The 22,098-nt window shown below is 69.9% G+C and carries 25 protein-coding genes and 4 tRNA genes; 7 read left to right on the forward strand and 22 right to left on the reverse strand.

Going from position 1 to position 22,098, the window contains the following annotated elements; translation table 11 throughout:
• Window positions 1-7: 7 nt before the first annotated feature.
• The 4 genes from rplK to AQI94_RS11170 form a co-directional block, all read right to left on the reverse strand.
• Window positions 8-442: a 50S ribosomal protein L11 gene (gene rplK, locus AQI94_RS11155; protein WP_007384044.1), complete on the reverse strand. Its 435-nt coding sequence runs from the start codon at window positions 440-442 to the stop codon at window positions 8-10.
• 166 nt (window positions 443-608) lie between these two features.
• Window positions 609-1,463, reverse strand: coding sequence for a transcription termination/antitermination protein NusG (nusG, locus tag AQI94_RS11160; RefSeq protein WP_031040167.1), 855 nt, complete (start codon window positions 1,461-1,463; stop codon window positions 609-611).
• Window positions 1,464-1,543: 80 nt separating this feature from the next.
• Window positions 1,544-1,831: a preprotein translocase subunit SecE gene (gene secE, locus AQI94_RS11165; RefSeq protein WP_031040169.1), complete on the reverse strand. Its 288-nt coding sequence runs from the start codon at window positions 1,829-1,831 to the stop codon at window positions 1,544-1,546.
• Window positions 1,832-1,939: 108 nt separating this feature from the next.
• Window positions 1,940-2,012 (reverse strand) — tRNA-Trp (locus tag AQI94_RS11170).
• 248 nt (window positions 2,013-2,260) lie between these two features.
• On the opposite strand from AQI94_RS11170, the gene AQI94_RS11175 reads away from it, so the two are divergent.
• Together AQI94_RS11175 and AQI94_RS11180 are read left to right on the forward strand one after the other, a co-directional pair.
• Window positions 2,261-3,487, forward strand: coding sequence for a pyridoxal phosphate-dependent aminotransferase (locus AQI94_RS11175; RefSeq protein ID WP_031040170.1), 1,227 nt, complete (start codon window positions 2,261-2,263; stop codon window positions 3,485-3,487).
• A gap of 119 nt (window positions 3,488-3,606) precedes the next feature.
• Complete coding sequence (locus tag AQI94_RS11180; protein WP_031040171.1) at window positions 3,607-4,647, forward strand: adenosine deaminase; 1,041 nt, start codon at window positions 3,607-3,609, stop codon at window positions 4,645-4,647.
• Window positions 4,648-4,673: 26 nt separating this feature from the next.
• On the opposite strand, the gene AQI94_RS11185 is transcribed toward AQI94_RS11180, so the two are convergent.
• From AQI94_RS11185 to AQI94_RS11220, 8 genes are all read right to left on the reverse strand, one after another.
• Entirely contained in the window at window positions 4,674-5,729 is a 1,056-nt protein-coding gene (locus AQI94_RS11185) for a UDP-N-acetylmuramate dehydrogenase (RefSeq protein ID WP_031040175.1), read from the reverse strand.
• A gap of 488 nt (window positions 5,730-6,217) precedes the next feature.
• Window positions 6,218-7,666: an MFS transporter gene (locus AQI94_RS11190; RefSeq protein ID WP_031052368.1), complete on the reverse strand. Its 1,449-nt coding sequence runs from the start codon at window positions 7,664-7,666 to the stop codon at window positions 6,218-6,220.
• An 85-nt stretch (window positions 7,667-7,751) separates the two neighbouring features.
• The gene (locus tag AQI94_RS11195; protein WP_031052370.1) at window positions 7,752-8,330 is read right to left on the reverse strand and encodes a TetR/AcrR family transcriptional regulator; all 579 of its coding nucleotides are present in this window, start codon (window positions 8,328-8,330) and stop codon (window positions 7,752-7,754) included.
• 123 nt (window positions 8,331-8,453) lie between these two features.
• The gene (locus AQI94_RS11200; RefSeq protein ID WP_031052373.1) at window positions 8,454-8,882 is read right to left on the reverse strand and encodes a MaoC family dehydratase; all 429 of its coding nucleotides are present in this window, start codon (window positions 8,880-8,882) and stop codon (window positions 8,454-8,456) included.
• Between the two features lie 8 nt (window positions 8,883-8,890).
• Complete coding sequence (locus AQI94_RS11205) at window positions 8,891-9,343, reverse strand: MaoC family dehydratase N-terminal domain-containing protein (protein ID WP_031052375.1); 453 nt, start codon at window positions 9,341-9,343, stop codon at window positions 8,891-8,893.
• Between the two features lie 102 nt (window positions 9,344-9,445).
• Window positions 9,446-9,610 carry a 50S ribosomal protein L33 gene (rpmG, locus tag AQI94_RS11210; protein ID WP_003948671.1) on the reverse strand — a complete coding sequence of 55 codons (165 nt, stop codon included), beginning with the start codon at window positions 9,608-9,610 and terminating at the stop codon, window positions 9,446-9,448.
• Between the two features lie 91 nt (window positions 9,611-9,701).
• Window positions 9,702-9,774: transfer RNA gene (locus AQI94_RS11215), tRNA-Met, on the reverse strand.
• Between the two features lie 46 nt (window positions 9,775-9,820).
• A tRNA-Thr gene (locus AQI94_RS11220) sits at window positions 9,821-9,893 on the reverse strand.
• Window positions 9,894-10,150: 257 nt separating this feature from the next.
• Between AQI94_RS11220 and AQI94_RS11225 the strand changes: the two genes are divergently transcribed.
• Together AQI94_RS11225 and AQI94_RS11230 are read left to right on the forward strand one after the other, a co-directional pair.
• A complete protein-coding gene (locus AQI94_RS11225) occupies window positions 10,151-11,422 on the forward strand; it encodes an amidohydrolase family protein (RefSeq protein ID WP_062229706.1) in 1,272 nt (423 codons plus the stop codon).
• A 218-nt stretch (window positions 11,423-11,640) separates the two neighbouring features.
• On the forward strand, window positions 11,641-12,297 hold the full coding sequence (locus AQI94_RS11230; RefSeq protein ID WP_062229720.1) for an NAD(P)H-binding protein: 657 nt from the start codon (window positions 11,641-11,643) through the stop codon (window positions 12,295-12,297).
• Between the two features lie 190 nt (window positions 12,298-12,487).
• On the opposite strand, the gene AQI94_RS42680 is transcribed toward AQI94_RS11230, so the two are convergent.
• Window positions 12,488-12,700 carry a hypothetical protein gene (locus AQI94_RS42680; RefSeq protein WP_007384031.1) on the reverse strand — a complete coding sequence of 71 codons (213 nt, stop codon included), beginning with the start codon at window positions 12,698-12,700 and terminating at the stop codon, window positions 12,488-12,490.
• A 232-nt stretch (window positions 12,701-12,932) separates the two neighbouring features.
• On the opposite strand from AQI94_RS42680, the gene AQI94_RS11235 reads away from it, so the two are divergent.
• On the forward strand, window positions 12,933-13,472 hold the full coding sequence (locus tag AQI94_RS11235; protein ID WP_031052887.1) for a hypothetical protein: 540 nt from the start codon (window positions 12,933-12,935) through the stop codon (window positions 13,470-13,472).
• Window positions 13,473-13,597: 125 nt separating this feature from the next.
• On the opposite strand, the gene AQI94_RS11240 is transcribed toward AQI94_RS11235, so the two are convergent.
• Window positions 13,598-13,679 (reverse strand) — tRNA-Tyr (locus AQI94_RS11240).
• Window positions 13,680-13,915: 236 nt separating this feature from the next.
• On the opposite strand from AQI94_RS11240, the gene AQI94_RS11245 reads away from it, so the two are divergent.
• Window positions 13,916-14,404 (forward strand): YajQ family cyclic di-GMP-binding protein, encoded by a 489-nt coding sequence (locus tag AQI94_RS11245; RefSeq protein ID WP_007384029.1) that lies wholly within the window; start codon window positions 13,916-13,918, stop codon window positions 14,402-14,404.
• A gap of 91 nt (window positions 14,405-14,495) precedes the next feature.
• On the opposite strand, the gene AQI94_RS11250 is transcribed toward AQI94_RS11245, so the two are convergent.
• The gene (locus AQI94_RS11250) at window positions 14,496-14,762 is read right to left on the reverse strand and encodes a GlsB/YeaQ/YmgE family stress response membrane protein (RefSeq protein ID WP_007384028.1); all 267 of its coding nucleotides are present in this window, start codon (window positions 14,760-14,762) and stop codon (window positions 14,496-14,498) included.
• A 225-nt stretch (window positions 14,763-14,987) separates the two neighbouring features.
• Between AQI94_RS11250 and AQI94_RS11255 the strand changes: the two genes are divergently transcribed.
• A complete protein-coding gene (locus tag AQI94_RS11255; RefSeq protein WP_062229707.1) occupies window positions 14,988-16,232 on the forward strand; it encodes an APC family permease in 1,245 nt (414 codons plus the stop codon).
• A gap of 31 nt (window positions 16,233-16,263) precedes the next feature.
• Here AQI94_RS11255 and AQI94_RS11260 read toward each other — a convergent pair whose 3' ends face one another.
• The 7 genes from AQI94_RS11260 to AQI94_RS11290 all read right to left on the reverse strand — a co-directional run bounded on the left by AQI94_RS11260 (window position 16,264) and on the right by AQI94_RS11290 (window position 22,094).
• Window positions 16,264-16,833 carry an SMI1/KNR4 family protein gene (locus tag AQI94_RS11260; RefSeq protein ID WP_031048858.1) on the reverse strand — a complete coding sequence of 190 codons (570 nt, stop codon included), beginning with the start codon at window positions 16,831-16,833 and terminating at the stop codon, window positions 16,264-16,266.
• Window positions 16,834-16,918: 85 nt separating this feature from the next.
• Window positions 16,919-17,185 (reverse strand): barstar family protein, encoded by a 267-nt coding sequence (locus AQI94_RS46385; protein ID WP_455712801.1) that lies wholly within the window; start codon window positions 17,183-17,185, stop codon window positions 16,919-16,921.
• Window positions 17,140-17,478, reverse strand: coding sequence for a hypothetical protein (locus AQI94_RS45545; RefSeq protein WP_031048854.1), 339 nt, complete (start codon window positions 17,476-17,478; stop codon window positions 17,140-17,142). The genes AQI94_RS46385 and AQI94_RS45545 overlap by 46 nt, the downstream gene beginning before the upstream one ends.
• 16 nt (window positions 17,479-17,494) lie before the next feature.
• Window positions 17,495-17,887 carry a YccF domain-containing protein gene (locus tag AQI94_RS11275; protein WP_031048851.1) on the reverse strand — a complete coding sequence of 131 codons (393 nt, stop codon included), beginning with the start codon at window positions 17,885-17,887 and terminating at the stop codon, window positions 17,495-17,497.
• On the reverse strand, window positions 17,884-18,747 hold the full coding sequence (htpX, locus tag AQI94_RS11280; protein ID WP_031048849.1) for a zinc metalloprotease HtpX: 864 nt from the start codon (window positions 18,745-18,747) through the stop codon (window positions 17,884-17,886). Before htpX ends, AQI94_RS11275 begins: the two co-directional genes overlap by 4 nt.
• Before the next feature lie 213 nt (window positions 18,748-18,960).
• Window positions 18,961-20,505, reverse strand: a complete 1,545-nt coding sequence (locus AQI94_RS11285; RefSeq protein ID WP_031048847.1) for an NADH-quinone oxidoreductase subunit N — start codon at window positions 20,503-20,505, stop codon at window positions 18,961-18,963.
• A gap of 14 nt (window positions 20,506-20,519) precedes the next feature.
• Window positions 20,520-22,094, reverse strand: a complete 1,575-nt coding sequence (locus AQI94_RS11290; RefSeq protein WP_031048845.1) for an NADH-quinone oxidoreductase subunit M — start codon at window positions 22,092-22,094, stop codon at window positions 20,520-20,522.
• Window positions 22,095-22,098: the final 4 nt, after the last annotated feature.

Raw genomic sequence — 22,098 nt, forward strand, 5'->3', positions numbered from 1 at the left:
GTGGGGCTCAGCCCTCGACCGTGACGCCCATGGAACGCGCGGTACCGGCGATGATCTTCGCGGCGGCGTCCAGGTCGTTGGCGTTGAGGTCGGGCATCTTGGTGGTGGCGATCTCGCGGACCTGCGCCTGGGTGATCTTGGCGACCTTGGTCTTGTGCGGCTCGCCGGAGCCCTTCTCCACGCCCGCGGCCTTGAGGATCATCTTCGCGGCCGGCGGGGTCTTGGTGATGAAGGTGAAGGAGCGGTCCTCGTAGACCGTGATCTCCACCGGGATCACCCAGCCACGCTGCGACTCGGTGGCCGCGTTGTAGGCCTTGCAGAACTCCATGATGTTGACGCCGTGCTGACCCAGCGCGGGGCCGACCGGCGGAGCCGGGTTGGCGGCACCGGCCTGGATCTGGAGCTTGATGAGCCCCGTGACCTTCTTCTTCTTGGGAGGCATAGCTCTCCGGGTCCTTTCGATTCGGGTCCTGCCTGCGTGCGGGGACCACCCGAACGCAGGCATACCGCACAACGATAACGGGTATAGATGCGCGGCCAAAAACCGAGCAGGTCAGACGAGCTGTGACAGCCCGCCTGACCTGGTCGGAAGCTCTGTCCGGAAGACGTCAGTTCTTCTGGATCTGGTCGAAGCTCAGCTCGACCGGGGTCTCGCGGCCGAAGATCTCGACGAGGCCCTTGACCTTCTTCGAGTCGGCGTTGATCTCGTTGATCGTGGCCTGCAGCGTGGCGAACGGGCCGTCGGTGACGGTGACCGAGTCGCCCACCTCGAAGTCCAGGACCTGGACCTCGACCTTGCGGGCCGGAGCCGGCTTGCCCTCGGCCTCGGCGGCCTCACGGGCGGCCTTCTCCTCGGCCTCCGGGGCGAGCATCTTGACGATCTCGTCCAGGGTCAGCGGGTAGGGGTCGTAGGCGTTGCCCACGAAGCCGGTGACGCCGGGGGTGTTGCGGACGACGCCCCAGGACTCGTTCGTCAGGTCCATGCGCACCAGCACGTAGCCGGGGAGCTTGTTCTGACGGATCGTCTTGCGCTCGCCGTTCTTGATCTGCGCGACCTCTTCCTGCGGCACCTCGGCCTGGAAGATGAAGTCCTCGACGTTCAGCGAGACGGCACGCTGTTCGAGGTTGGTCTTCACGCGGTTCTCGTAACCGGCGTAGGTGTGGATGACGTACCACTCGCCAGGCAGGGTCCGCAGTTCCTCGCGCAGGGCGGCGACGGGGTCGACCGGCTCGGCCGGCTCCTCCTCGGCTTCCGCCTCTTCCTCTTCCTCGTCCTCGACGGCCTCGACGTCGCCGCCGGACTCGTCCTCGACGTGGAGGGCGGCTTCCTCGGCGGGCTCGCCGGCCTCGGCGTCGGCAGCCTCGACCTCGTCCAGGTCCTCGTCCGCGCCCTCGACGATGTCGAGCTCGTCGTCGACAGACTCGTCGGGCTCGATGGCGTCGTTCAGGTTCTGGTCAGACACGGTGGCTGCTTCTTCCTGGATACAAGGGGTGGAACATGCGAAAAGGGGCGCCGGTAACCTCGGCGCCCTTCGCTCTGTGCTCAGCCGAATACGTACTTGGCGGCGTGGTTGAGTCCATAGTCAATCACGGTCACCAGACCGATCATGACGAGGACGAAGACGATCACCACGGTCGTGTACGTCGTCAGCTGATTCCGCGACGGCCAGACGACCTTGCGGAGTTCGGCGACGATCTGCCGGTAGAAGATCGCGAGACGCTTCAGCGGGCCCTTCTTGGCACGCTTGCCGCCCTTGCGGGCCTTCTTCTTGGACTCCGGCACTTCGTCCTGGGCGCCAGGCGTGTCGATGGAGCCCACGGCATCCGCCATTCGTCCTCACCTGTTCCCGGGTCGTGGCCGTGCCGCGCCCGGTTGGAGCCGCACGGCGGTGCATTGCTGTACGTACATGCGCACACATCCTGGCGAAGGTGTGTGTAGCAGGGCCGGAGGGACTTGAACCCCCAACCGCCGGTTTTGGAGACCGGTGCTCTACCAATTGAGCTACGACCCTTTGTGTGCCCCCCAACGTACCGCATCCGGCCGGGTGCTCGGTGTGCACCTGGATGGGCGGCTGCTGAAGGCCAACGAGGTGAGAGTGTACGTGGTCCACGGCCCCTCGTCGAACAGAAAGCGCCCGTAGGGGCCTTGGGGACGCAAGATCGCCCAGCGTGCGGGGCGAATCCGGACGGTTGTTCAGCTGTTGTTCAGTCTGTGAAACCCGTGTGCCGGAGAAGTTTCCGGTCTGGAACGATGGGGCCCATGAGCGCTGCAACCCCTCCCACCGAGCGCCGGGTCTCCGCCCGAGTCGGCGCGATCTCCGAATCCGCCACCCTCGCCGTGGACGCCAAGGCCAAGGCCCTCAAGGCCGCCGGGCGGCCGGTGATCGGCTTCGGCGCCGGTGAACCGGACTTCCCGACCCCGGACTACATCGTCCAGGCCGCGATCGAGGCCTGCTCGAACCCCAAGTACCACCGCTACACGCCGGCCGGCGGCCTGCCCGAGCTGAAGGCCGCGATCGCCGCGAAGACCCTCCGTGACTCCGGCTACGAGGTCGACGCGTCCCAGATCCTGGTGACCAACGGCGGCAAGCAGGCGATCTACGAGGCTTTCGCCGCGATCCTCGACCCGGGCGACGAGGTCATCGTCCCGGCGCCGTACTGGACGACCTACCCGGAGTCGATCCGGCTGGCCGGCGGTGTCCCGGTGGAGGTGGTCGCCGACGAGACGACCGGCTACCGGGTCTCCGTCGAGCAGCTGGAGGCGGCCCGCACCGAGAAGACGAAGGTCGTCCTCTTCGTCTCCCCCTCCAACCCGACCGGTGCCGTCTACAACCAGGCCGACGCCGAGGCGATCGGCCGCTGGGCCGTCGAGCACGGCCTGTGGGTGCTGACCGACGAGATCTACGAGCACCTCGTCTACGGCGACGCGAAGTTCACCTCGCTGCCCGCGCTCCTGCCCGAACTGCGCGACAAGTGCATCGTCGTCAACGGTGTCGCCAAGACGTACGCCATGACGGGCTGGCGGGTCGGCTGGATCATCGGCCCGAAGGACGTCGTCAAGGCCGCGACCAACCTCCAGTCGCACGCCACCTCCAACGTGTCGAACGTCGCCCAGGTCGCCGCCCTCGCCGCGGTCTCCGGCAACCTCGACGCGGTGGCGGAGATGCGCACGGCCTTCGACCGCCGCCGCAAGACGATCGTCCGCATGCTCAACGAGATCGACGGCGTGCTCTGCCCGGAGCCCGAGGGCGCCTTCTACGCCTACCCGTCGGTCAAGGAGCTGCTCGGCAAGGAGATCCGCGGCAAGCGTCCGCAGGACACGGTCGAGCTGGCCGCGCTGATCCTGGAGGAGGCCGAGGTCGCGGTCGTCCCGGGCGAGGCCTTCGGCACGCCGGGCTATCTGCGGCTGTCGTACGCCCTGGGTGACGAGGATCTCGTCGAGGGCGTCAGCCGGATCCAGAAGCTGCTCGCGGAGGCGCGGGACTGAGGTCGCCACAGGAAAGGGGCTGCCACTCACCTGAGTGGCAGCCCCTTTTTTTGTGCGAGCAAGACCACTAAAGGGGAAAGCGGTACCGGGACGCCCGTGGCGTACGGCAGGATCCTGGGATGGAGCGTGTACGTGATGTCTCTGAGCTGCCGAAAGCCCATCTGCACCTGCACTTCACCGGCTCGATGCGCCCGGCGACGGTTCTGGAACTGGCCGACAAGTACGGAGTGCGGCTGCCCGAGGCCCTGGTCGACGCACTGACCAGCGGCGAGCCCCCGAGACTGCGGGCCACGGACGAGCGGGGCTGGTTCCGTTTCCAGCGGTTGTACGACGCCGCGCGCTCGTGTCTTCGGGAGCCCGAGGACATCCGGCGGCTGGTGCGCGAGGCCGCGGAGGAGGATGTGCGCGACGGTTCGGGGTGGCTGGAGATCCAGGTCGACCCGACGTCGTACGCGCCCCGGCTCGGCGGGCTGATCCCGGCGCTGGAGATCATCCTGGACGCGGTGGAGACGACCTCGCGGGAGACGGGGCTTGGGATGCGGGTGCTGGTCGCCGCGAACCGGATGAAGCACCCGCTGGACGCCCGCACGCTGGCCCGGCTCGCGGTGCGGTACGCGGACCAGGGCGTGGTGGGCTTCGGGCTGTCGAACGACGAACGCCGGGGCATGGCGCGGGACTTCGACCGGGCGTTCCACATCGCGCGCGAGGGCGGGCTGCTGTCGGCGCCCCACGGTGGCGAGCTGGCCGGCCCGTCGTCGGTGCGGGACTGCCTCGACGACCTGGACGCGAACCGGATCGGTCACGGGGTGCGCGCGGCGGACGACCCCCGGCTGCTGAAGCGGCTGGCGGACCGGCAGGTGACGTGCGAGGTGTGCCCGGCGTCGAACGTGGCCCTCGGGGTGTACGAGAAGCACGAGGACGTGCCGCTGCGCAAGCTGTTCGAGGCCGGTGTGCCGATGGCGCTGGGCGCCGACGACCCGCTGCTGTTCGGGTCCCGGCTGGCCGCGCAGTACGAGATCGCGCGGCGGTATCACGGCTTCTCGGACGCGGAACTGGCGGAGTTGGCCCGGCAGTCGGTACGGGCCTCGGCGGCCCCGGAGGACATGAAGACCAAGCTTTTGTCCGGGGTGGACGACTGGCTCAGTGGTCCGGTCGCCTGACGGGGGCCTGTGGGGTTCCCGACGTCCTACAGGGCGACGCCGACCGTCACGGGTTCGTTGACCAAGGTGATGCCGAAGGTGTCCCTGACTCCTGTCATGACCTCTCGGGCCAGGGCGAGGAGGTCCTCCGTGGTGGCGTCGCCCCGGTTGGTGAGGGCCAGGGTGTGCTTGGTGGAGATGCGGGCGGGGCCGGTGCCGTAGCCCTTGGTGAAGCCGGCCTTGTCGATGAGCCAGGCCGCCGAGGTCTTGGTGTGGCCGTCGCCGGCGGGGTAGGCGGGGGGTTCGGCGTCCTCGCCGAGGTGGTGCTTCACGCGCGCGTGGAACTCCGCGAACTGGGCGGCCGTGAGGATGGGGTTGGTGAAGAAGGAGCCCGCCGACCAGGTGTCGTGGTCGGCGGGGTCCAGGACCATGCCCTTGCCTGCACGCAGCTTCAGGACGGTTGAGCGGGCCTCGGTGAGGGGGACGCGGTCGCCGGGTTCCACGCCCAGGGTGCGGGCGGTTTCGGCGTACTTGATCGGCGCGGAGAGGCCGTCGGCGTCCTCCAGGGCGAAGTGGACGCGCAGGACGACGTAGCGGGCGGGGTCTTCCTTGAAGCGGCTGTGGCGGTAGGAGAAGGCGCAGTCGTCGTTGGTGAGGGTGACGGTCTCGCCGCTGCGGCGGTCGTAGGCGATGACCTCCGTGATGGTGGAGGACACCTCCTGGCCGTAGGCGCCGACGTTCTGGATGGGGGTCGCGCCCGCGGAGCCGGGGATGCCGGCGAGGCACTCGATCCCGGCGAGTCCCGCGTCCACGGCGCGTGCGACGGCGTCGGTCCACACTTCGCCGGCGGCGAGCTCCAGGTGGGTGCCGGTGAGCTCGAACCCCTTGGTGGCGATGACGAGCGCGGTGCCGTCGAAGCCCTTGTCCCCGATGACGAGGTTGGACCCGCCGCCGATGACGAGGAGCGGGGTGCCGGTCGCGTCGGCCTCGCGGACGGCCTCGATCACCTCGGCGTCGGTCGTCGCGGTGACGAGGCGGGTGGCGGGGCCGCCGAGGCGGAAGGTGGTCAGGGGGGCGAGGGGGGCGTCGTGTCGTTCCTGCACGCGGTACAGCGTACGGGGGATGGCGTGTGCGGCCGGGTGGGGGCGGGCGTTTTGCGCAGTTCCCCGCGCCCCTGGAGAGGTGGGTGGGTTTGTGGGTCGGGGCCGGGGTGGGGGGTATCCGTCCTCGGTCCGGGGCTCGGTCCCTCGAAAAAGGGGCTCTGTAACGGACGCCGGCCGCTGCGGGCGGACACCCCCCACCCCGTCCCCTTGCCGCCGTACCCGGCCAACGGTTCGTCGCGGCACTAGGGGCGCGGGGAACTGCGCGACCAGCCACGACGCACCTGTACCCGCAACACGACCGAACCCGGCACGGTCCGTAGCGGCGCCGGTGACCGAAGCTCCCCAGGGGCGCGGGGAACTGCGCGACCAGCCACGACGCACCTGTACCCGCCCACCCACCTGACCCGGCACCCCCTAGACGCGCCCCGCCCAAGCCCAGCGCAGCGAAACGGTCCCGCCCGCTCGGGCAGGACCGTTCACCGGCGGATTCAGCCGCCCACCGTCTCCAACGCCCGCACCTCTTCGGACGCCTCCGGCAGCACAACCCGCTTCCGTGAGGGAATCAGCAGAGCCGCAACCCCGGCGAGCGCCACCACGGCCGCTCCCGTGACCAGTGCCGGCCGCAGACCGTCCACGAAGGACTGGCCGCTGTCGTATCCGCCCTGCGAGGAGAAGATCGACGCCATGACGGCGATTCCCAGCGCCCCGCCCACCTCGCGCAGCGCGTTGTTGGCTCCGGACGCGATGCCCTGCTCCTTCGGCAGCACGCTGGACATGACCAGGTTGGACGCGGGGGCGAAGAACAGTGCCATGCCGATGCCGCTGAGGATGAGACCGGGCAGCTGCGCGGAGTAGGACGCGTCGACGGTGACCACGGACGCCATGTACGCGAGACCCGCCGCCTGGAAGAAGAGGCCCGTGGCCACCACCGGCCGGCCCCCGATGCGGTCGGAGAGGATCCCGGCGATCGGTGCGACGAGCATCGGCATACCGGTCCAGGGCAGCATCCGCAGGCCCGCCTCGGTGGGCGAGTAGCCGAGGACGCCCTGCATGTACTGGCTGAGCAGGAAGATCGAGCCGAACATCCCGAGGAACATCAGCAGGCTCGCCGCGTTGATGCCGGAGAAGGCCCGGGAGCGGAACAGCCGCATGGGGAGCATCGGGTTCTTGGCCCGCGTGCTGTACAGGATGAAGGCGGCGAGCAGCGCGGCCCCCGTGAACAGGGCCAGCAGCACCACGGAGTCGGTCCAGCCGTCGGACGGGCCGCGGACCAGGCCGTACACGATGCCGAAGAGACCGCCGCTGGCGAGCAGGGTGCCGGGGATGTCGAGGCGCGCGCCGGTGCCGTGGGACTCGGCCAGGCGCAGGCGGGCGAGGGGAAGGAGGGCGACGCCGAGCGGGACGTTCAGCCAGAAGATCCACTGCCAGGAGATGTGTTCGGTGAGGCTGCCACCGATCAGCGGTCCGGAGGCGACCGCGAGTCCGTTGACGGCGCCCCAGATGCCGTACGCCATCCCCCGCCGCGCGACGGGCACGGCCGCCGTGAGGAGGGTGAGCGTGAGGGGCATCATGATCGCCGCGCCCACGCCCTGGACCGCGCGGGCGGCGATGAGGGAGTCGATGCCGGGTGCCAGGGCCGCGGCCGCCGACGCGCCGGTGAAGATCGTGAGGCCGGTCAGGAAGAGGCGGCGGCGGCCGAAGCGGTCGCCGAGTGCCGCGCCGGTCATCAGCAGGACCGCGAAGGTCAGCGTGTAGGCGCTGACGGTCCATTCGAGGTCGTGCAGCGCCCCGCCGAGGTCGTCGCGGATGGAGGGCAGTGCGGTGGTGACGACGAGGTTGTCGAGGGCCGCCATGAATCCGGCGACGCTGGTGATGACGAGGGCCCAGACGGCTCCCCCGCGACGTGCGGTCGGTGCGGCTTGCGGTTGCTGTGACATCGCTCCCCCAGCGGGTGTGATCGGCGATTAGTTATTGATTACTAAGTTTCTCGATCATGAAAAGGCGCCGATGACGCCTCGTTTCCTACAGACCCCAGTGCTCCGGCCGGCCCTTGCTCGCGCCCGACGGGTCCATGCCCGCCCAGACCCGGTGCCCGGGCGGGAAGCCCATCGCCACCAGGCAGTTGATGAGCATTCCGTGCGCCAGGAAGGTCGTGGTCTCGTTGACGTCGGCGCCGAGCGGGAGATGGACGGTGTCCCACAGCCGCATCCAGCCGGCCCGCACCGTCTCTCCGAACTCGCTGTCGCCCTCCTGCTCGGCGGCCGCCACGGCGACGTACATCTGCATCTGCATCATCAGCCACTCGGGCCGCTCCGTGATGACCCGGGTGTACGCGTCCGCCATGGCATGCAGGGCCTCTTCGCCCGTCAGCCCCTTGGAGGCGTCCTCGAAGGTGCGGATGGTGTCCTCCACGCAGCGCTCCGCCGTCGCCAGGAAGATCGCCTTCTTGCCCGGGAAGAGCCGGAAGAGATACGGCTGAGAGACCCCGACCCGCTTGGCGATCGCCTCGGTCGACGTGCCGTGGTAGCCGCCGCGGGCGAACTCGGCGGTCGCCGCGCGGATGACACTCTCGCGCCTCTCGTCTGCACTCATCCTGGCCATGCGAATAAGTTAGTACTCAATCACTAACATGGCAAGAGGTGGCGTGCGAAGACGCTCCATGACGTCGGTAAGGGGCGCCCCACCATGGAGAGCGCCCCTTACGTCGACAGCCGGCCCCAGCCCTCAGGCCAGCCGTACGACCGCCCGTGACATCCCCAGCACCTTCTGTCCCGCGCTGGTCGCCGTGAGGTCCACGCGGACCGTGTTGTCGTCCAGCTTGGCGGCGACCTTGGCGCTGACCTCGATCGTGGCGCCCTGGTCGTCGTTCGGGACGACGACGGGCTTGGTGAAGCGGACGCCGTACTCGACGACCGCGCCCGGGTCGCCGGTCCAGTCGGTCACCACACGGATCGCCTCGGCCATCGTGAACATGCCGTGCGCGATGACGTCCGGCAGCCCGACCTCCTTGGCGAACTTCTCGTTCCAGTGAATGGGGTTGAAGTCCCCGGAGGCGCCCGCGTACTGGACGAGGGTGGCGCGGGTCACCGGGAAGGACTGGGCGGGCAGTTCGGTGCCGACCTCGACGTCGGAGTAGGAGATCTTCGCCGTCATCTGCTTCTTCACGCCCCTTCTGCCGCGCGGGCGACGAGCTTCGTCCAGGCGGTCACGACGTGCTCGCCGGCCTCGTCGTGGACCTCGCCGCGGATGTCCAGGATGTCGTTGCCGGCCATGGACTTGATCGCTTCGATGGTGGAGATGACGGTCAGCCGGTCACCGGCGCGCACGGGGCGGACGTAGGCGAACTTCTGGTCGCCGTGCACCACGCGGCTGTAGTCCAGGCCGAGCTGCGGGTCCTGCACGACCTGTCCCGCGGCCCTGAACGTGATCGAGAACACGAAGGTCGGCGGGGCGATCACGTCGGGGTGACCGAGCGCCTTGGCGGCCTCGGGGTCCGTGTACGCGGGGTTGGTGTCCCCCACCGCCACGGCGAACTCGCGGATCTTCTCCCGGCCCACCTCGTAGGGGTCGGTGGGCGGGTAGGTCCGCCCCACGAAGGACTGGTCGAGCGCCATGGGCTCGGCACCTCCTGGTTGCTCTACTGACCGGTATGAGGTCACTCAACGACGCGAGGCCGCCCCCGATCTCTCGGGGACGGCCTCGTGTACGAGCCTGATTTATCGCGTTTCGCGGTGCGCGGTGTGCGCGTTGCAACGCGGGCAGTGCTTCTTCATCTCCAGTCGGTCCGGGTTGTTACGCCGGTTCTTCTTGGTGATGTAGTTCCGCTCCTTGCACTCCACGCAGGCCAGCGTGATCTTCGGGCGGACGTCGGTGGCAGCCACGTGAGTGCTCCTTGACGAACGGATGGGACAGGGTTCAACGCATAGAAGAGTAGCCGATCGAAGGACCGACCCCACAATCGGCTACTGTCTGTAGCGGTGACCGGACTTGAACCGGTGACACAGCGATTATGAGCCGCTTGCTCTACCGACTGAGCTACACCGCTGTGATGCGATCGGACCCCGCCTCGCGGCGGGGACCTCTCACACCAGAGCCCCAATACGGAATCGAACCGTAGACCTTCTCCTTACCATGGAGACGCTCTACCGACTGAGCTATTGGGGCGAGCGATGAAGACATTACACGCTCCGCCGCCGTTCGCCCAAATCCGTTTCGCGCCGCCCTGAGCGCCTTGATCCACGGGGTTCCCGCGGGCCTCGACAGCCCCTCCGGCACGGCGGGCCACACCGGTACGACTATTGCGCTCCTCCCCGTCACGGACACACCGCCGCCCTAGGCTCGACTCACTCTGCGTGATCTTGCGACTTCTTGCGCGGTTCCGGCGGCTCCGGGCTTGCGCAGCCCCGAGCCCCTGGAGCGCGATGCCCGACAGCCAGCCGCAGCCGCCCCACTCCTCGTCCTCGTCGGGTGCCGCGTCGTCGGGCCGGTCCGAGGGGCCCGGCCTCCTGCTGTGCGGGGCGCGGCTCACCGACGGCAGGACCGTGGACGTACGGCTGGCCGGCGGGCGCATCGAGGCGGTCGGTACGGCCGGGAGCCTGGCCGGGGGCGGCACGCGCGCGTGCGGCGGGCGGGTGGATCTCAGCGGCTATCTGCTCCTGCCGGCCCCGGCCGAGCCGCACGCCCACGGCGACACCGCGCTGTCGGCCGACGCCGAGGGCCCGGTCTCCCCCGACCCCGAGGACGTCCAGCGCCGGGCCACGGAGGCCGCGCTGCTGCAGCTCGGACACGGGGCGACCGCGCTCCGGGCACACGTACGCGTGGGCGACGTCCAGGGGCTGGGCGCGCTGGCCGCCGTACTCCAGGCGCGGCGGTCGCTGCGCGGGCTCACCGAGGTGACGGCCGTCGCGATGCCCCGGGTGCTGACGGGGGTGGCGGGTGCGGAGGGACTCGCCATGTTGCGGGACGCGTTGAAGATGGGTGCCTCGGTGGTGGGCGGCTGTCCTGATCTCGACCCCGATCCGACCGGCTACGCGGAGGCGGTCCTGGAGGTCGCCTCGGAGCACGGCTGCCCCGTGGACCTGCACACCGACGCCACCGACCCGGCCCGGCTCGCCCGCCTCGGCGCCATGGCCGGGGGGCTGCGGCCCGGCGTGACCCTCGGTCCCTGCGCGGGCCTCGACCGGCTCCCCGCGGAGGTGGTCTCGCGCACCGCCGACCAGCTCGCGGCGGCCGGGGTCGCCGTGGTGTGCCTGCCGCAGGGCGGCTGCGCGGGCGTGGACGGCCGGGGCACGGCTCCGGTACGGCTGCTGCGCGCGGCCGGGGTCCGGGTGGCCGCAGGCAGCGGCGCGCTGCGGGACGCCTGCAACCCCGTGGGGCGCGGGGATCCGCTGGAGGCCGCGTACCTGCTCGCCTCCCGGTACGGCCTGCGGCCGGAGGACGCCTACGACGCGGTGAGCACCTCGGCACGAGCCGTACTCGGGTTGCCCGAAGTCCGCGTGGAGGCGGGGTTCCCGGCCGAGTTGCTCGCGGTACGGGGCGACCGCCTGGCCGGCGCGCTCTCCCTGGCGTACAGCCGGATCGTGGTGCACAGGGGGCGCGTGGTGGCACGGACGAGCGCGGTACGGGAGTACTGCAACTCGGCGGCGGCCGCGGAGTTGGGGCTGCCTCGGCAGGGGCGGGGGGACGGGCCGTAGCGGAGGTGTCCCACAGGCGGGCGCGGGGTGTCCTCGTGACGGGGGCGGGGCGTCGTAGGGACGGGGCGGGGCGTGATGGCGGTGGGGCCGGGAAATGAGGGTGGGACCGGGAAATGAGGGTGGCTGGTGCCGTGGTCACCACACCCGTGCGCCCCCCAGCCCCACCCCGCACTCCCCTGACGCGGCGTTCGCGAGTGTTCCGGCGTACGGTCGAAGGCATGCGCATTGTCATCGCTGGTGGTCATGGTCAGATCGCGCTGCGGCTGGAGCGGCTGCTCGCCGCGCGCGGGGACGAGGTCGCGGGGATCATCCGCCGCCCTGAACAGGGCGACGACCTGCGGGACGTCGGTGCCGAATCGGTCGTCCTGGACCTGGAGTCGGCCTCGGTCGAGGAGGTCGTGGCGGCTCTGCGGGGCGCGGACGCGGCGGTCTTCGCGGCGGGCGCGGGCCCCGGCAGCGGCGCCTCCCGCAAGGACAGCGTGGACAAGGCCGCCGCGGTGCTGTTCGCGGACGCGGCGGTCCGGGCGGGCGTACGGCGCTTTGTGGTCGTGTCGTCCATGGGCGCGGACCCGCGGCACGAGGGCGACGAGATCTTCGACGTCTACCTGCGCGCCAAGGGCGAGGCCGACGCCTATGTGAGTGGCCTGGACGACCTGGACTGGACGATTCTGCGCCCCGGCGGGCTCACGGACGACGCCGGCAAGGGCCTCGTCCGACTGGAGGCGCACACCGGCCGCGGCCAGATCCCGCGCGACGACGTGGCCGCCGTACTGGCGGAGTTGCTGGACACACCCGCCACGGCCGGGCTGACGCTGGAGCTGGTGAGCGGTTCCACGCCGGTGTCGGTGGCGGTGAAGTCGGTGGCGGGCAACTGAGGACGCCCGCGTCGTCGCGACGGACGAACGGGACGCCTTCGTACGGAGGCGGCACTACGGGGCTTACTAGGCATGGAAGTTCACGACGGCGGGTCCCCTCGTGCGGATGGAGGGCTGCCGTGCGGCCGGAGGGCCTGAGGTTGGGCGGGGACGACGGACGGTGCGTCAGGAAGCCCGGTAGGACGGCACGTCAGAACAAGGGCAGCTGTCCGGGTACGACGGGGACTGCGTACCCGTCCAACGACGGCTGTGCGGCTCCGAGTTCCGCCTGTCTGCGGGAGCCCGGGCACGAGACGAGCTGACCTCTCTCGCGCGCGCCGGGCGGGTCGTGCCGGGCGAAGCGGCCGGCGACGACGGCGATCTCGCGACGGCACTCGGGGCAGAGCCTGCGACGACTGGACATGCAGTCAGTGTGCCCCGGGCGGGCGGGATATGTGCGTCTGGACTGGGCGGTTGGGTCGATCGGGGGTGGGTGGGAACGGGGGACCTGCGCCACTTCATTCGCCGGCGGATGGATAAGGAGCGGGCCGTACAGACGGGTTGACTGGCTGTTGTGGCCGGTTGTCCATAGGCGGCGTTCGAAGGGGTATTCGGAAACGACAGCGGTGTTTGTCGATTCCGAGGAGGTACGTGCCGTGCGCTCCTTCAAGCGCTGGCTCGACCGCAGTCTGGCCGCACAGGCGGCCATGTTGTTCCTTTTAGGTGTGGGTATCAGCGCCCTGTTCCGCCGGGACGACCATCCGGTCCTCTGGGTGATCCAGGGATTCCTCTACGGCGCCATCGGCGTCACGTGCGTGGCCGTGCAGCGTCGCCGGGCGAGCCGCGCGGCAGGCACCGACCCACGCGGCCTCGCCGAGCTCAACCGCAGGATCCGGCATCGTGAGGTGCCGAGCGAGCCCGGGGAACGGGAATCCATGCGACGGCTGGTCGACGACCAACTGAGCCGGCTCGAACGCAGCAGCCGGTGGCTCCCGTACTGGCTGGGATTCATGTGCCTGATCGCGGCTGCCCCGCTCGCCCTCGGGGTCGCCGCCGGATCACTGGCCTTCCCGCTCGTCATCGCGGTCGCCATGATCGGCTTCTGCTGCTGGGTCGTCTGGATGCGGCGACAGGCCTCGGACCGCTTCCAGTACATGCGCGGGGCACTGCGGGAGGATCGCGAACGCGTGTCCTGACGCCGCCGCACCGCCCTGCACCGTCACCGCGCTTCACCAGACGGCCCGCTGTCGGACCGTCCATACATGAAGAGACCCCCTCCGCCCTGCGTTTCCGCAGTTCGGAGGGGGCCTCTTTCTCAGCGTGGCGGCGCCAGGATTCGAACCTGGGAAGGCTGAGCCGGCAGATTTACAGTCTGCTCCCTTTGGCCGCTCGGGCACACCGCCGGGGTTTGCTGCCCTTCGAACCGTCTTTCGGCGGTGCTCCGTGGCAACGACGTAAACAATACCCGATGCCGAGGGGTGCTTCGCCACCCGATTGATCTGCGCCCGGAGGCCATGGGGTGACTAGGCTTGGGCGGATGCGGCCCGGGTTCACACCGGGCTCGGCGCCCGCCCCCACGTACGCCGATACGCATCCGTACGCACGTCGACACGCACCCCGATACAAGGAGCCACAGGACATGGCCGACTCCAGTTTCGACATCGTCTCGAAGGTCGAGCGGCAGGAGGTCGACAACGCCCTCAACCAGGCCGCCAAGGAGATCTCCCAGCGCTACGACTTCAAGGGCGTGGGTGCCTCGATCTCGTGGTCCGGCGACAAGATCCTGATGGAGGCGAACTCCGAGGACCGGGTGAACGCCGTCCTCGACGTCTTCCAGTCCAAGCTGATCAAGCGCGGGATCTCGCTGAAGGCGCTCGACGCGGGCGAGCCGCAGCTCTCCGGCAAGGAGTACAAGATCTTCGCGTCGATCGAGGAGGGCATCTCCCAGGACAACGCCAAGAAGGTCGCGAAGATCATCCGTGACGAGGGCCCGAAGGGTGTGAAGGCCCAGGTCCAGGGCGACGAGCTGCGGGTCAGCTCGAAGAGCCGTGACGACCTGCAGTCCGTCATCGCCCTGCTGAAGGGCAAGGACTTCGACTTCGCGATCCAGTTCGTGAACTACCGGTGAGCCGCTGATTCGCCGATCGGCACCGATCCACGAGGAAGGGTGGGCACCTGGCCGGTGCCCACCCTTCTCGCCTGCTGGCTGCGGTTCGGGGTCAGTCGCGCGAGTTGCCGAACAGGAGACGGTAGGCGATCAGGAGCACGAGGGAGCCGCCGATCGCGGCAGCCCAGGTGGGACCGTCGTAGAAGCTCTTGCTGACCGGGTGGTCCAGCCAGCGGGCCGATATCCAGCCGCCGATGAACGCGCCCGCGACGCCGATCAGGGTCGTCCCGATCAGGCCGCCCGGGTCACGGCCCGGCAGGAGGAACTTGGCGATGGCTCCGGCCAACAGCCCCAGGATGATCCAGCCGATGATGCTCATGCCCTGAACCTGCCCTTCCGCGCTGTGTCCGCACTGTCCGCGGACTGTGATCTTCGTCCCGGCGGACCGGGCGAGCGCTCGTGTGCATGGGTCGTACGTCCTACCCGCCCGGCCTGCGTGCGGTGTTCGTCGACGGTATTCGTCGAGCGGGTGTTCGCGTCGTGTTGCCGAAGAGGACGTCAGGGCCGCGTTCCGCGGTTGCAAGGGATCAGTAGGGTGCGGCCCATGACGCATTCCGGTGCCGAGCTGCGGCGCACGCTGGGAGTAGGGGACGCCGTCGTCATCGGGCTCGGCTCGATGATCGGCGCGGGGATCTTCGCCGCCCTCGGGCCGGCAGCGCGGGCCGCCGGATCGGGACTGCTGCTCGGACTCGCACTCGCCGCCGTGGTCGCCTACTGCAACGCCACGTCCTCGGCACGGCTGGCCGCCCGCTATCCGGCCTCAGGCGGCACCTATGTGTACGGGCGGGAGCGGCTCGGGCCGTTCTGGGGTTATCTCGCGGGCTGGTCGTTCGTGGTCGGAAAGACGGCCTCCTGTGCGGCGATGGCGCTGACGGTTGGTGCTTACGTCTGGCCGGGGCAGGCGCATGCCGTGGCCGTCGCGGCCGTGGTGGCTCTGACCGCGGTGAACTACGGCGGCATCCAGAAGTCCGCCTGGCTGACCCGGGTGATCGTGGCGGTGGTCCTCGCTGTCCTCGCTTCCGTGGTGGTCGTGTGTCTGGGCTCCGGGGCCTCGGAGGCCGGGCGGCTGGACGCCGGGGTCTCCGGCGGTGTGGGCGGGGTGCTGCAGGCGGCCGGTCTGCTGTTCTTCGCGTTCGCGGGATACGCGCGTATCGCGACCCTCGGCGAGGAGGTACGGGATCCCGCGCGCACCATTCCCCGCGCGATCCCCCTGGCCCTGGGCATCACGCTGGTGGTGTACGCGGGTGTGGCGGTGGCTGTCCTTTCCGTGCTGGGCGCTGCCGCTCTGGGCCGTGCGGACGCGCCGCTGGCCGAGGCGGTGCGGGCGGCCGGGGTGCCGGGGTTCGTGCCGGTGGTGCGGGCGGGTGCCGCCGTGGCCGCGCTCGGCTCTTTGCTCGCCCTGATTCTGGGCGTCTCGCGGACGACGCTGGCCATGGCCCGGGACCGGCATCTGCCGGGCGCGCTGGCCGCCGTGCATCCCCGTTTCCAGGTGCCGCACCGGGCCGAGCTGGCCGTGGGTGCGGTGGTCGCGGTCCTCGCCGCCACGGTGGACGTACGGGGCGCGATCGGTTTCTCCTCCTTCGGTGTGCTCGTGTACTACGCGGTGGCCAACGCCTCGGCCTGGACGCTCGGTTCGGCTCCGGCGGCCAGGGTGGTGCCGGTGGTCGGGCTGCTCGGGTGCGTGGTGCTGGCGTTCGCGCTGCCCGGGGTCTCCGTGGTCGTGGGCGCGGGGGTGCTGGCGGTCGGGGTGGTGGCGTACGGGGTACGGCAGTGGTGGGCGGGGCGGTAGGTCAGCGGGCGGGTGCCCCGGTGGCGGGGCGTCAGGTCGCGGGAGTCGGTGGTGCCGTGCGAATCGGGAACTCCGCCCAAGGCGGCATCTCCAGTTCCTCGTTCATCTCCTCGTACCAGCCCTTGCCCTCGACCCAGTCCTGCAGCCAGTCCGTGAGGGTGGGGGCGTCCACGAACCAGGAGTGGTCGCGGTCGCCGGCGTTCGGTTCGAAGAGGAGGACCGGGGCCTGCGGGCTGTGGCAGTCCACGCACGCGTACATCGCACAGCCCCAGTGGGATATCGGCAGGACGCCCTCGGGCCAGGGCCAGTCGGGGTCCTTGCGGCCGCTCTTGCGATTGGCCAGGTACTGCACGACGGCTGCGGGCTCACCGGCCGGAGCGCTGTCGAGCAGGGGCAACAGGCCGTACTCCGGGCCGAATCCGCCGTCTCCCACCCGCAGGTAGAGGTCGGCGAGCAGCGGGGGCAGGTGGAAGCCCAGTGCGGCCTCGGCGCGGGCCAGGGTGTCCACTTCCACCGGTTCGGGGAGGGAACTCCAACCCCACGGTCGGGTGTTGCGGGCCTTGTCCGCCACCCGTGCCAGCAACTGCTCGCTCTCGGTCATGCATTCATGATGCAGGGCCGCACCGACAGCCGGGCAGGCCTGTGGACAACCTTCGGGTTGTGGAAAACCCCGGACCGACCTCGGCTCAGGCGAGCTGGACCTCCACGCGATGGCCCTCGGTGAGAAAGGCGAGGAGTTCTTCGAAATCCGGCGCGCGACGGGCGGTCTGCGGGGTGAGGGCGAGACCTCTGCGGGCGACGTCGGAATCGTGCCAGAGCAGGCGGAGAGGCGGGGTGGCGCCCCAGTGGCCCCTCAGGCAGTCGTTCAGAGCGTCCAGGCCCCAGCCGAAGTAGCCGCCGGGGCCGTTCACCGCCTCGCCCAGCGCGCAGAAGAAGCCGGGCAGGTCGGTGATGTGGCGGCCGTCGAGGTGGTAGGTCGTGCCGGGCGGCCGGTCCTGTCGAGGATCTCCAGGGTGAGCGACCCGAGGGGCACCGGTCCCCCGGCACGCCTGCGGGTGAGGGCTTCGCTCAACTGGCCCTCGGGAGCGCAGCCGAGAAGGTCGTAGACCTCCCGGAGGGGAGGAGACGGGTCGGCGAAGAGGCCTTCGGCGTCCTCGCACCACGCCCACGTCTCCTCGTAGCCCTCCTCGCCCCCGAAGTCGGCCTGCCGGTCGTACGACAACAGGACGTACTTCGGCGCCCCCACTCCCCCGGCCCGTCCGTCAGCGGGTCGCGAACGGCTCGTCCGAGGGGACGATTTCGCGGCCCAGAGGGAACAGGGACACGGGGATCAGCTTGAAGTTGGCGATGCCGAACGGGATGCCGATGATCGTGATGCACAGGACGAGGCCCGTGGTGATGTGGCCCAGGGCCAGCCACCAGCCGGCGAGGACCAGCCACAGCACGTTTCCGACGCAGGAGGGCGAGCCCGCGTCGCGGCGCTCGACCGTGGTGTACCCGAAGGGCCAGAGGGCGTAGACGCCGATACGGAAGGCCGCTATGCCGAACGGGATGCCGATGATGGTGATGCACAGCACCACGCCCGCGACCAGGTAGGCGAGGAACAGCCAGAAGCCGCTCAGGACGAGCCAAATGACGTTCAGGATGGTTTTCACTGGGGGCGACCTGCCATCTTCTCGAGCCGGGCGATGCGTTCCGCCATCGGCGGGTGTGTCGAGAACATCTTGGACAGTCCCTGGCCAGGGCGGAAAGGGTTCGCGATCATCATGTGGCTCGCGGTCTCGATGCGCGGCTCGGGGGGCAACGGCAGCTGCTTGGTGCCCGTTTCGAGCTTGCGCAGGGCGCTGGCGAGCGCGAGGGGGTCGCCGGTGAGCTGGGCGCCGGACGCGTCCGCCTCGTACTCCCTGGAGCGGCTGATGGCCATCTGGATGACGGTGGCCGCCAGCGGTCCGAGGATCATGATCATCAGCATGCCGAGAAGGCCCGGGCCGTCATCGTCGTCGGAACGGCCGATCGGGATCAGCCAGGCGAAGTTGACCAGGAACATGATCACAGAGGCCAGGGCACCGGCGACCGACGAGATCAGGATGTCGCGGTTGTAGACATGACTGAGCTCGTGGCCGATGACACCGCGCAGTTCGCGCTCGTCCAGCATGCGCAGGATGCCGTCGGTGCAGCACACGGCGGCGTTGCGCGGGTTGCGGCCGGTCGCGAAGGCATTGGGCGCCTCGGTCGGCGAGATGTACAGGCGCGGCATGGGCTGACGGGCCTGGGTGGAGAGTTCGCGGACCATGCGGTACAGCACCGGTGCCTCGAACTCGCTCACCGGGCGAGCGCGCATCGCGCGTAGAGCCAGCTTGTCGCTGTTCCAGTACGCGTACGCGTTGGTGCCCAGCGCGATCAGGACGGCCACGACCAACCCCATACGGCCGAAGAAGCTGCCGATGACGATGATGAGTGCGGACAGTCCCCCGAGAAGGACTGCGGTCCTGAGCCCGTTGTGCCGGCGGTGCACGGTACGCCCTCCAAGTGGTGCAGCAGGGGAACCCTTTGCTTGCTGGTCTCCGATGTCTTCCGATGCCACGGTCCGTGGTGTCACGTCCAGTGGACCTTCCCGTCCTGCTCAACGCCAGGCGAGGGCCACTAGTTCCCTTGTGCGCACGGAGGCCCAGGTGGGCCGTCCGGGTGACGGTCCGGGAGGGGCGGTTCGGGCTCGGGAAGGGCCGGGTCAGAAGAGCCCGGTGTCGGTGAAGCGCAGCACCAGTTGGGGCGCGCCCGAGAGGGCGAGGCCGAGGACGCCGGTCAGGACGAGCGCGGCGGTGACGGGGGCGGGGACGCGGTGCGCGGCGGGTTCGCCCTCCGGGGCCCGGAACAGCAGCGTCGTCCACTGAAGGTAGTAGAACAGTGCGATCACGACATTGACGGCCATGACCACGGCGAGCCAGCCGAGGCCCGCGTCCACGGCCGCCGAGAAGACGGTGACCTTGGCGAACAGGCCGATGATGCCCGGCGGCAGCCCGGCCAGGCACAGCAGGAAGAAGGCCAGCAGGAGGGCGGCGAACGGATTGGTCGCGTACAGGCCGCGGTAGTCGGTGATGCGGTTCGCGGTCCTCGTACGCCCCACCAGCGCGGCCACCGCGAAGGCGCCGAGGTTCACGGCGGCGTACATGAGGGCGTAGGCGACGGTGGAGCCCACGGACCGTTCGGCGTCGTCGGAGTACGCGGCGGCGGCGATCGGGACGAGGAGATAGCCGGCCTGGCCGACGGAGGACCAGGCGAGCAGCCGTACGGCGCTGTACGCGCGCGTGGCCTGCTGTCGCAGGGCGCCGACGTTGCCGACGGTCATGGTGAGGGCGGCGAGCGCGGCGAGGGCGGGGCCCCAGACGTCGGCGTACGACGGCAGGGCGACCACGGTGATCAGGATCAGGCCGGAGAAGCCGACCGCCTTGCCGACGACCGACAAGTAGGCGGCGATCGGGAGGGGCGCGCCCACGTACGTGTCGGGCACCCAGAAGTGGAAGGGCACGGCGGCGGTCTTGAAGGCGAAGCCGACGAGGGTGAGGACGACGCCGGTCTGGGCGAGGGTGTGGAGCTGGCCGTCGACGTGCTGGATGCGGTCGGCGACCTGGGTGAGGTAGAGGGTGCCCGTGGAGGCGTACACGAAGCTGATGCCCATGAGGCTGACCGCGGTGGCGGTGACCGAGGACAGGAAGAACTTCAGTGCCGCCTCGGAGGACTTCCTGTCACCGGGCCGGATGCCGACGAGGGCGAAGGCAGGCAGGGAGGCGACTTCCAGAGCGACGATCAAGGTCGCCAGGTCACGGGAGGCCGGAAGGAGGGCGGCGCCGGCGGCCGAGGAGAGCAGCAGGAACCAGTACTCCCCCTCGGGGAGTCTCTTGTCGGCGTCCTTGAGGGCGGTGACCGACAGGAGGGCGGCGAGGAGGGCGCCGCCGAGGACGAGGAACTGGATGACGAGCGTGAAGCGGTCGGCCGTGTAGCTGCAGACGGCGTCGTCGCCGGTCAGGCAGAAGGTGCTGCGGTCGCCGTCCAGGAGGGGCAGCAGCAGAAGCGCCGCGGCGGCCAGGCCCGCGACCGATACCCACCCGAGCAGGGCTTTCCTCTGTTCGCCGACGAACAGGTCGGCGACGAGGACGACGAGTCCGACGACCGCCACGACGGTCGGCGGCGCGATCGCGAGCCAGTCGACGGACTGGACGAGGTTCGCGGCCGTCGCGGTCAGCGGCTGGGCCGACGAAGCCAAGGGCTGGGCCATGGCGGCCAGGGTGCTCATCGGTTGCCTCCTGCGAGGAGCTGCTGGACGGCCGGGTCGGTGAGGCCGAGGAGGGCCTTCGGCCACAGGCCCGCCACGACGGTGAGGGCGACGAGCGGCGTCCAGGCCGCGAACTCGTACGTATGGACGTCGGCGAGCCGGGGGGCGTCCTGGGGTACTGCGCCCATGCAGACGCGGCGGACCACGACGAGCATGTAGGCGGCCGTCAGGAGGGTGCCGAACGCGCCGATCGCCATGAAGGTGAGGAAGGCGGGGCGGCTGAGGTCGTCGGCGGGCTTGAAGGCTCCGAAGAGCGCCAGCATCTCGCCCCAGAACCCGGCGAGGCCGGGCAGGCCGAGCGAGGCGACCGCTGCGAAGGCCAGGAGGCCGCCGAGGCGCGGTGCCTTGCCGTACAGGGCGGCGCCGGTCTCCTCGGCCAGGGTGTCGAGGTCGGTGGTGCCGGTGCGGTCCTTCAGGGCGCCGACCAGGAAGAACAGGAGGCCGGTGATGAGGCCGTGGGCGATGTTGGCGAACAGGGCGCCGTTCACGCCGGTCGGGGTCATGGTGGCGATGCCGAGCAGGACGAAGCCCATGTGGCCGACGGAGGAGTAGGCGATGAGGCGCTTGAGGTCGCCCTTCGCGCCCTGCTTGGCGAGGGCGAGGCAGGCCAGTGATCCGTAGATGATCCCGACCACGGCGAGAGCGGCGAGGTAGGGCGCGAAGTCCCGGAAGCCTTCGGGCGCGATCGGCAGCAGAATCCGGACGAACCCGTACGTGCCCATCTTCAGCAGGACGCCGGCCAGCAGGACCGAGCCGACGGTCGGTGCGGCGGTGTGGGCGTCGGGCAGCCAGCTGTGCAGGGGCCACATCGGGGTCTTGACCGCGAGTCCGGTCCCGATCGCCAGAACGGCGATGACCTGCACGGATGCGGTCAGCGACCGGCCGTTGTCAGTGGCGAGTGCCACCATGTCGAAAGTGCCCGCCTTGATCCCGATCAGGAGCAGGCCGAGCAGCATGACGACCGAGCCGAGCAGTGTGTAGAGGATGAAACGCCAGGCGGCGGCCTGGCGGTCCGCGCCGCCCCAGCGGGCGATGAGGAAGTACATCGGGATGAGCACCGTCTCGAACGCGAGGAAGAACAGCAGCAGATCGAGGACGGCGAAGGTCGCGAGGGTGCCGGACTCCAGGACGAGCAGCAGCGCGACGAAGGCCTTCGGGGTCGGCCCCGACGGCATCTTGAAGTAGGAGTAGAGCGCGCAGAGGAAGGTCAGCAGCGCGGTCAGGACCAGAAGGGGGAGGGAGATGCCGTCGATGCCGAGGTGGATGCGCACGTCGAGTGCGGGGATCCAGCTGATGTCGGTCGTGGCCTGCATCTTCGACGGATGGTCGTGGTCGAAGCCGAGCGCGAGGACGATCGCGGCGATGAGGATCACGCCGGTGACGGTCACACCGTGCCGCAGTACGGCCTGCTCGGGTGACTTCCCCTTCAGTCCGGGCGGGGCGGGCAGCAGAGCCGTGACGGCGCCGAGGAGGGGGCCGACCACGACGAACGCCAGAAGGAACTGCATCACGGACTCGTTGATATCGATCACGCCT

It is taken from the genome of Streptomyces pseudovenezuelae (assembly GCF_001513955.1).
In the GTDB taxonomy this organism is placed as follows: domain Bacteria; phylum Actinomycetota; class Actinomycetes; order Streptomycetales; family Streptomycetaceae; genus Streptomyces; species Streptomyces pseudovenezuelae.

Bases quoted from the DNA above. Each gene is read 5' to 3' on its own strand.
- rplK (WP_007384044.1), bottom strand. From the start codon at position 442: ATGCCTCCCAAGAAGAAGAAGGTCACGGGGCTCATCAAGCTCCAGATC.
- secE (WP_031040169.1), bottom strand. From the start codon at position 1,831: ATGGCGGATGCCGTGGGCTCCATCGACACGCCTGGCGCCCAGGACGAA.
- AQI94_RS11175 (WP_031040170.1), top strand. From the start codon at position 2,261: ATGAGCGCTGCAACCCCTCCCACCGAGCGCCGGGTCTCCGCCCGAGTC.
- AQI94_RS11180 (WP_031040171.1), top strand. From the start codon at position 3,607: ATGGAGCGTGTACGTGATGTCTCTGAGCTGCCGAAAGCCCATCTGCAC.
- AQI94_RS11190 (WP_031052368.1), bottom strand. From the start codon at position 7,666: ATGTCACAGCAACCGCAAGCCGCACCGACCGCACGTCGCGGGGGAGCC.
- AQI94_RS11195 (WP_031052370.1), bottom strand. From the start codon at position 8,330: ATGGCCAGGATGAGTGCAGACGAGAGGCGCGAGAGTGTCATCCGCGCG.
- AQI94_RS11200 (WP_031052373.1), bottom strand. From the start codon at position 8,882: ATGACGGCGAAGATCTCCTACTCCGACGTCGAGGTCGGCACCGAACTG.
- AQI94_RS11205 (WP_031052375.1), bottom strand. From the start codon at position 9,343: ATGGCGCTCGACCAGTCCTTCGTGGGGCGGACCTACCCGCCCACCGAC.
- AQI94_RS11225 (WP_062229706.1), top strand. From the start codon at position 10,151: ATGCCCGACAGCCAGCCGCAGCCGCCCCACTCCTCGTCCTCGTCGGGT.
- AQI94_RS11230 (WP_062229720.1), top strand. From the start codon at position 11,641: ATGCGCATTGTCATCGCTGGTGGTCATGGTCAGATCGCGCTGCGGCTG.
- AQI94_RS42680 (WP_007384031.1), bottom strand. From the start codon at position 12,700: ATGTCCAGTCGTCGCAGGCTCTGCCCCGAGTGCCGTCGCGAGATCGCC.
- AQI94_RS11245 (WP_007384029.1), top strand. From the start codon at position 13,916: ATGGCCGACTCCAGTTTCGACATCGTCTCGAAGGTCGAGCGGCAGGAG.
- AQI94_RS11250 (WP_007384028.1), bottom strand. From the start codon at position 14,762: ATGAGCATCATCGGCTGGATCATCCTGGGGCTGTTGGCCGGAGCCATC.
- AQI94_RS11255 (WP_062229707.1), top strand. From the start codon at position 14,988: ATGACGCATTCCGGTGCCGAGCTGCGGCGCACGCTGGGAGTAGGGGAC.
- AQI94_RS11260 (WP_031048858.1), bottom strand. From the start codon at position 16,833: ATGACCGAGAGCGAGCAGTTGCTGGCACGGGTGGCGGACAAGGCCCGC.
- AQI94_RS11285 (WP_031048847.1), bottom strand. From the start codon at position 20,505: ATGGCCCAGCCCTTGGCTTCGTCGGCCCAGCCGCTGACCGCGACGGCC.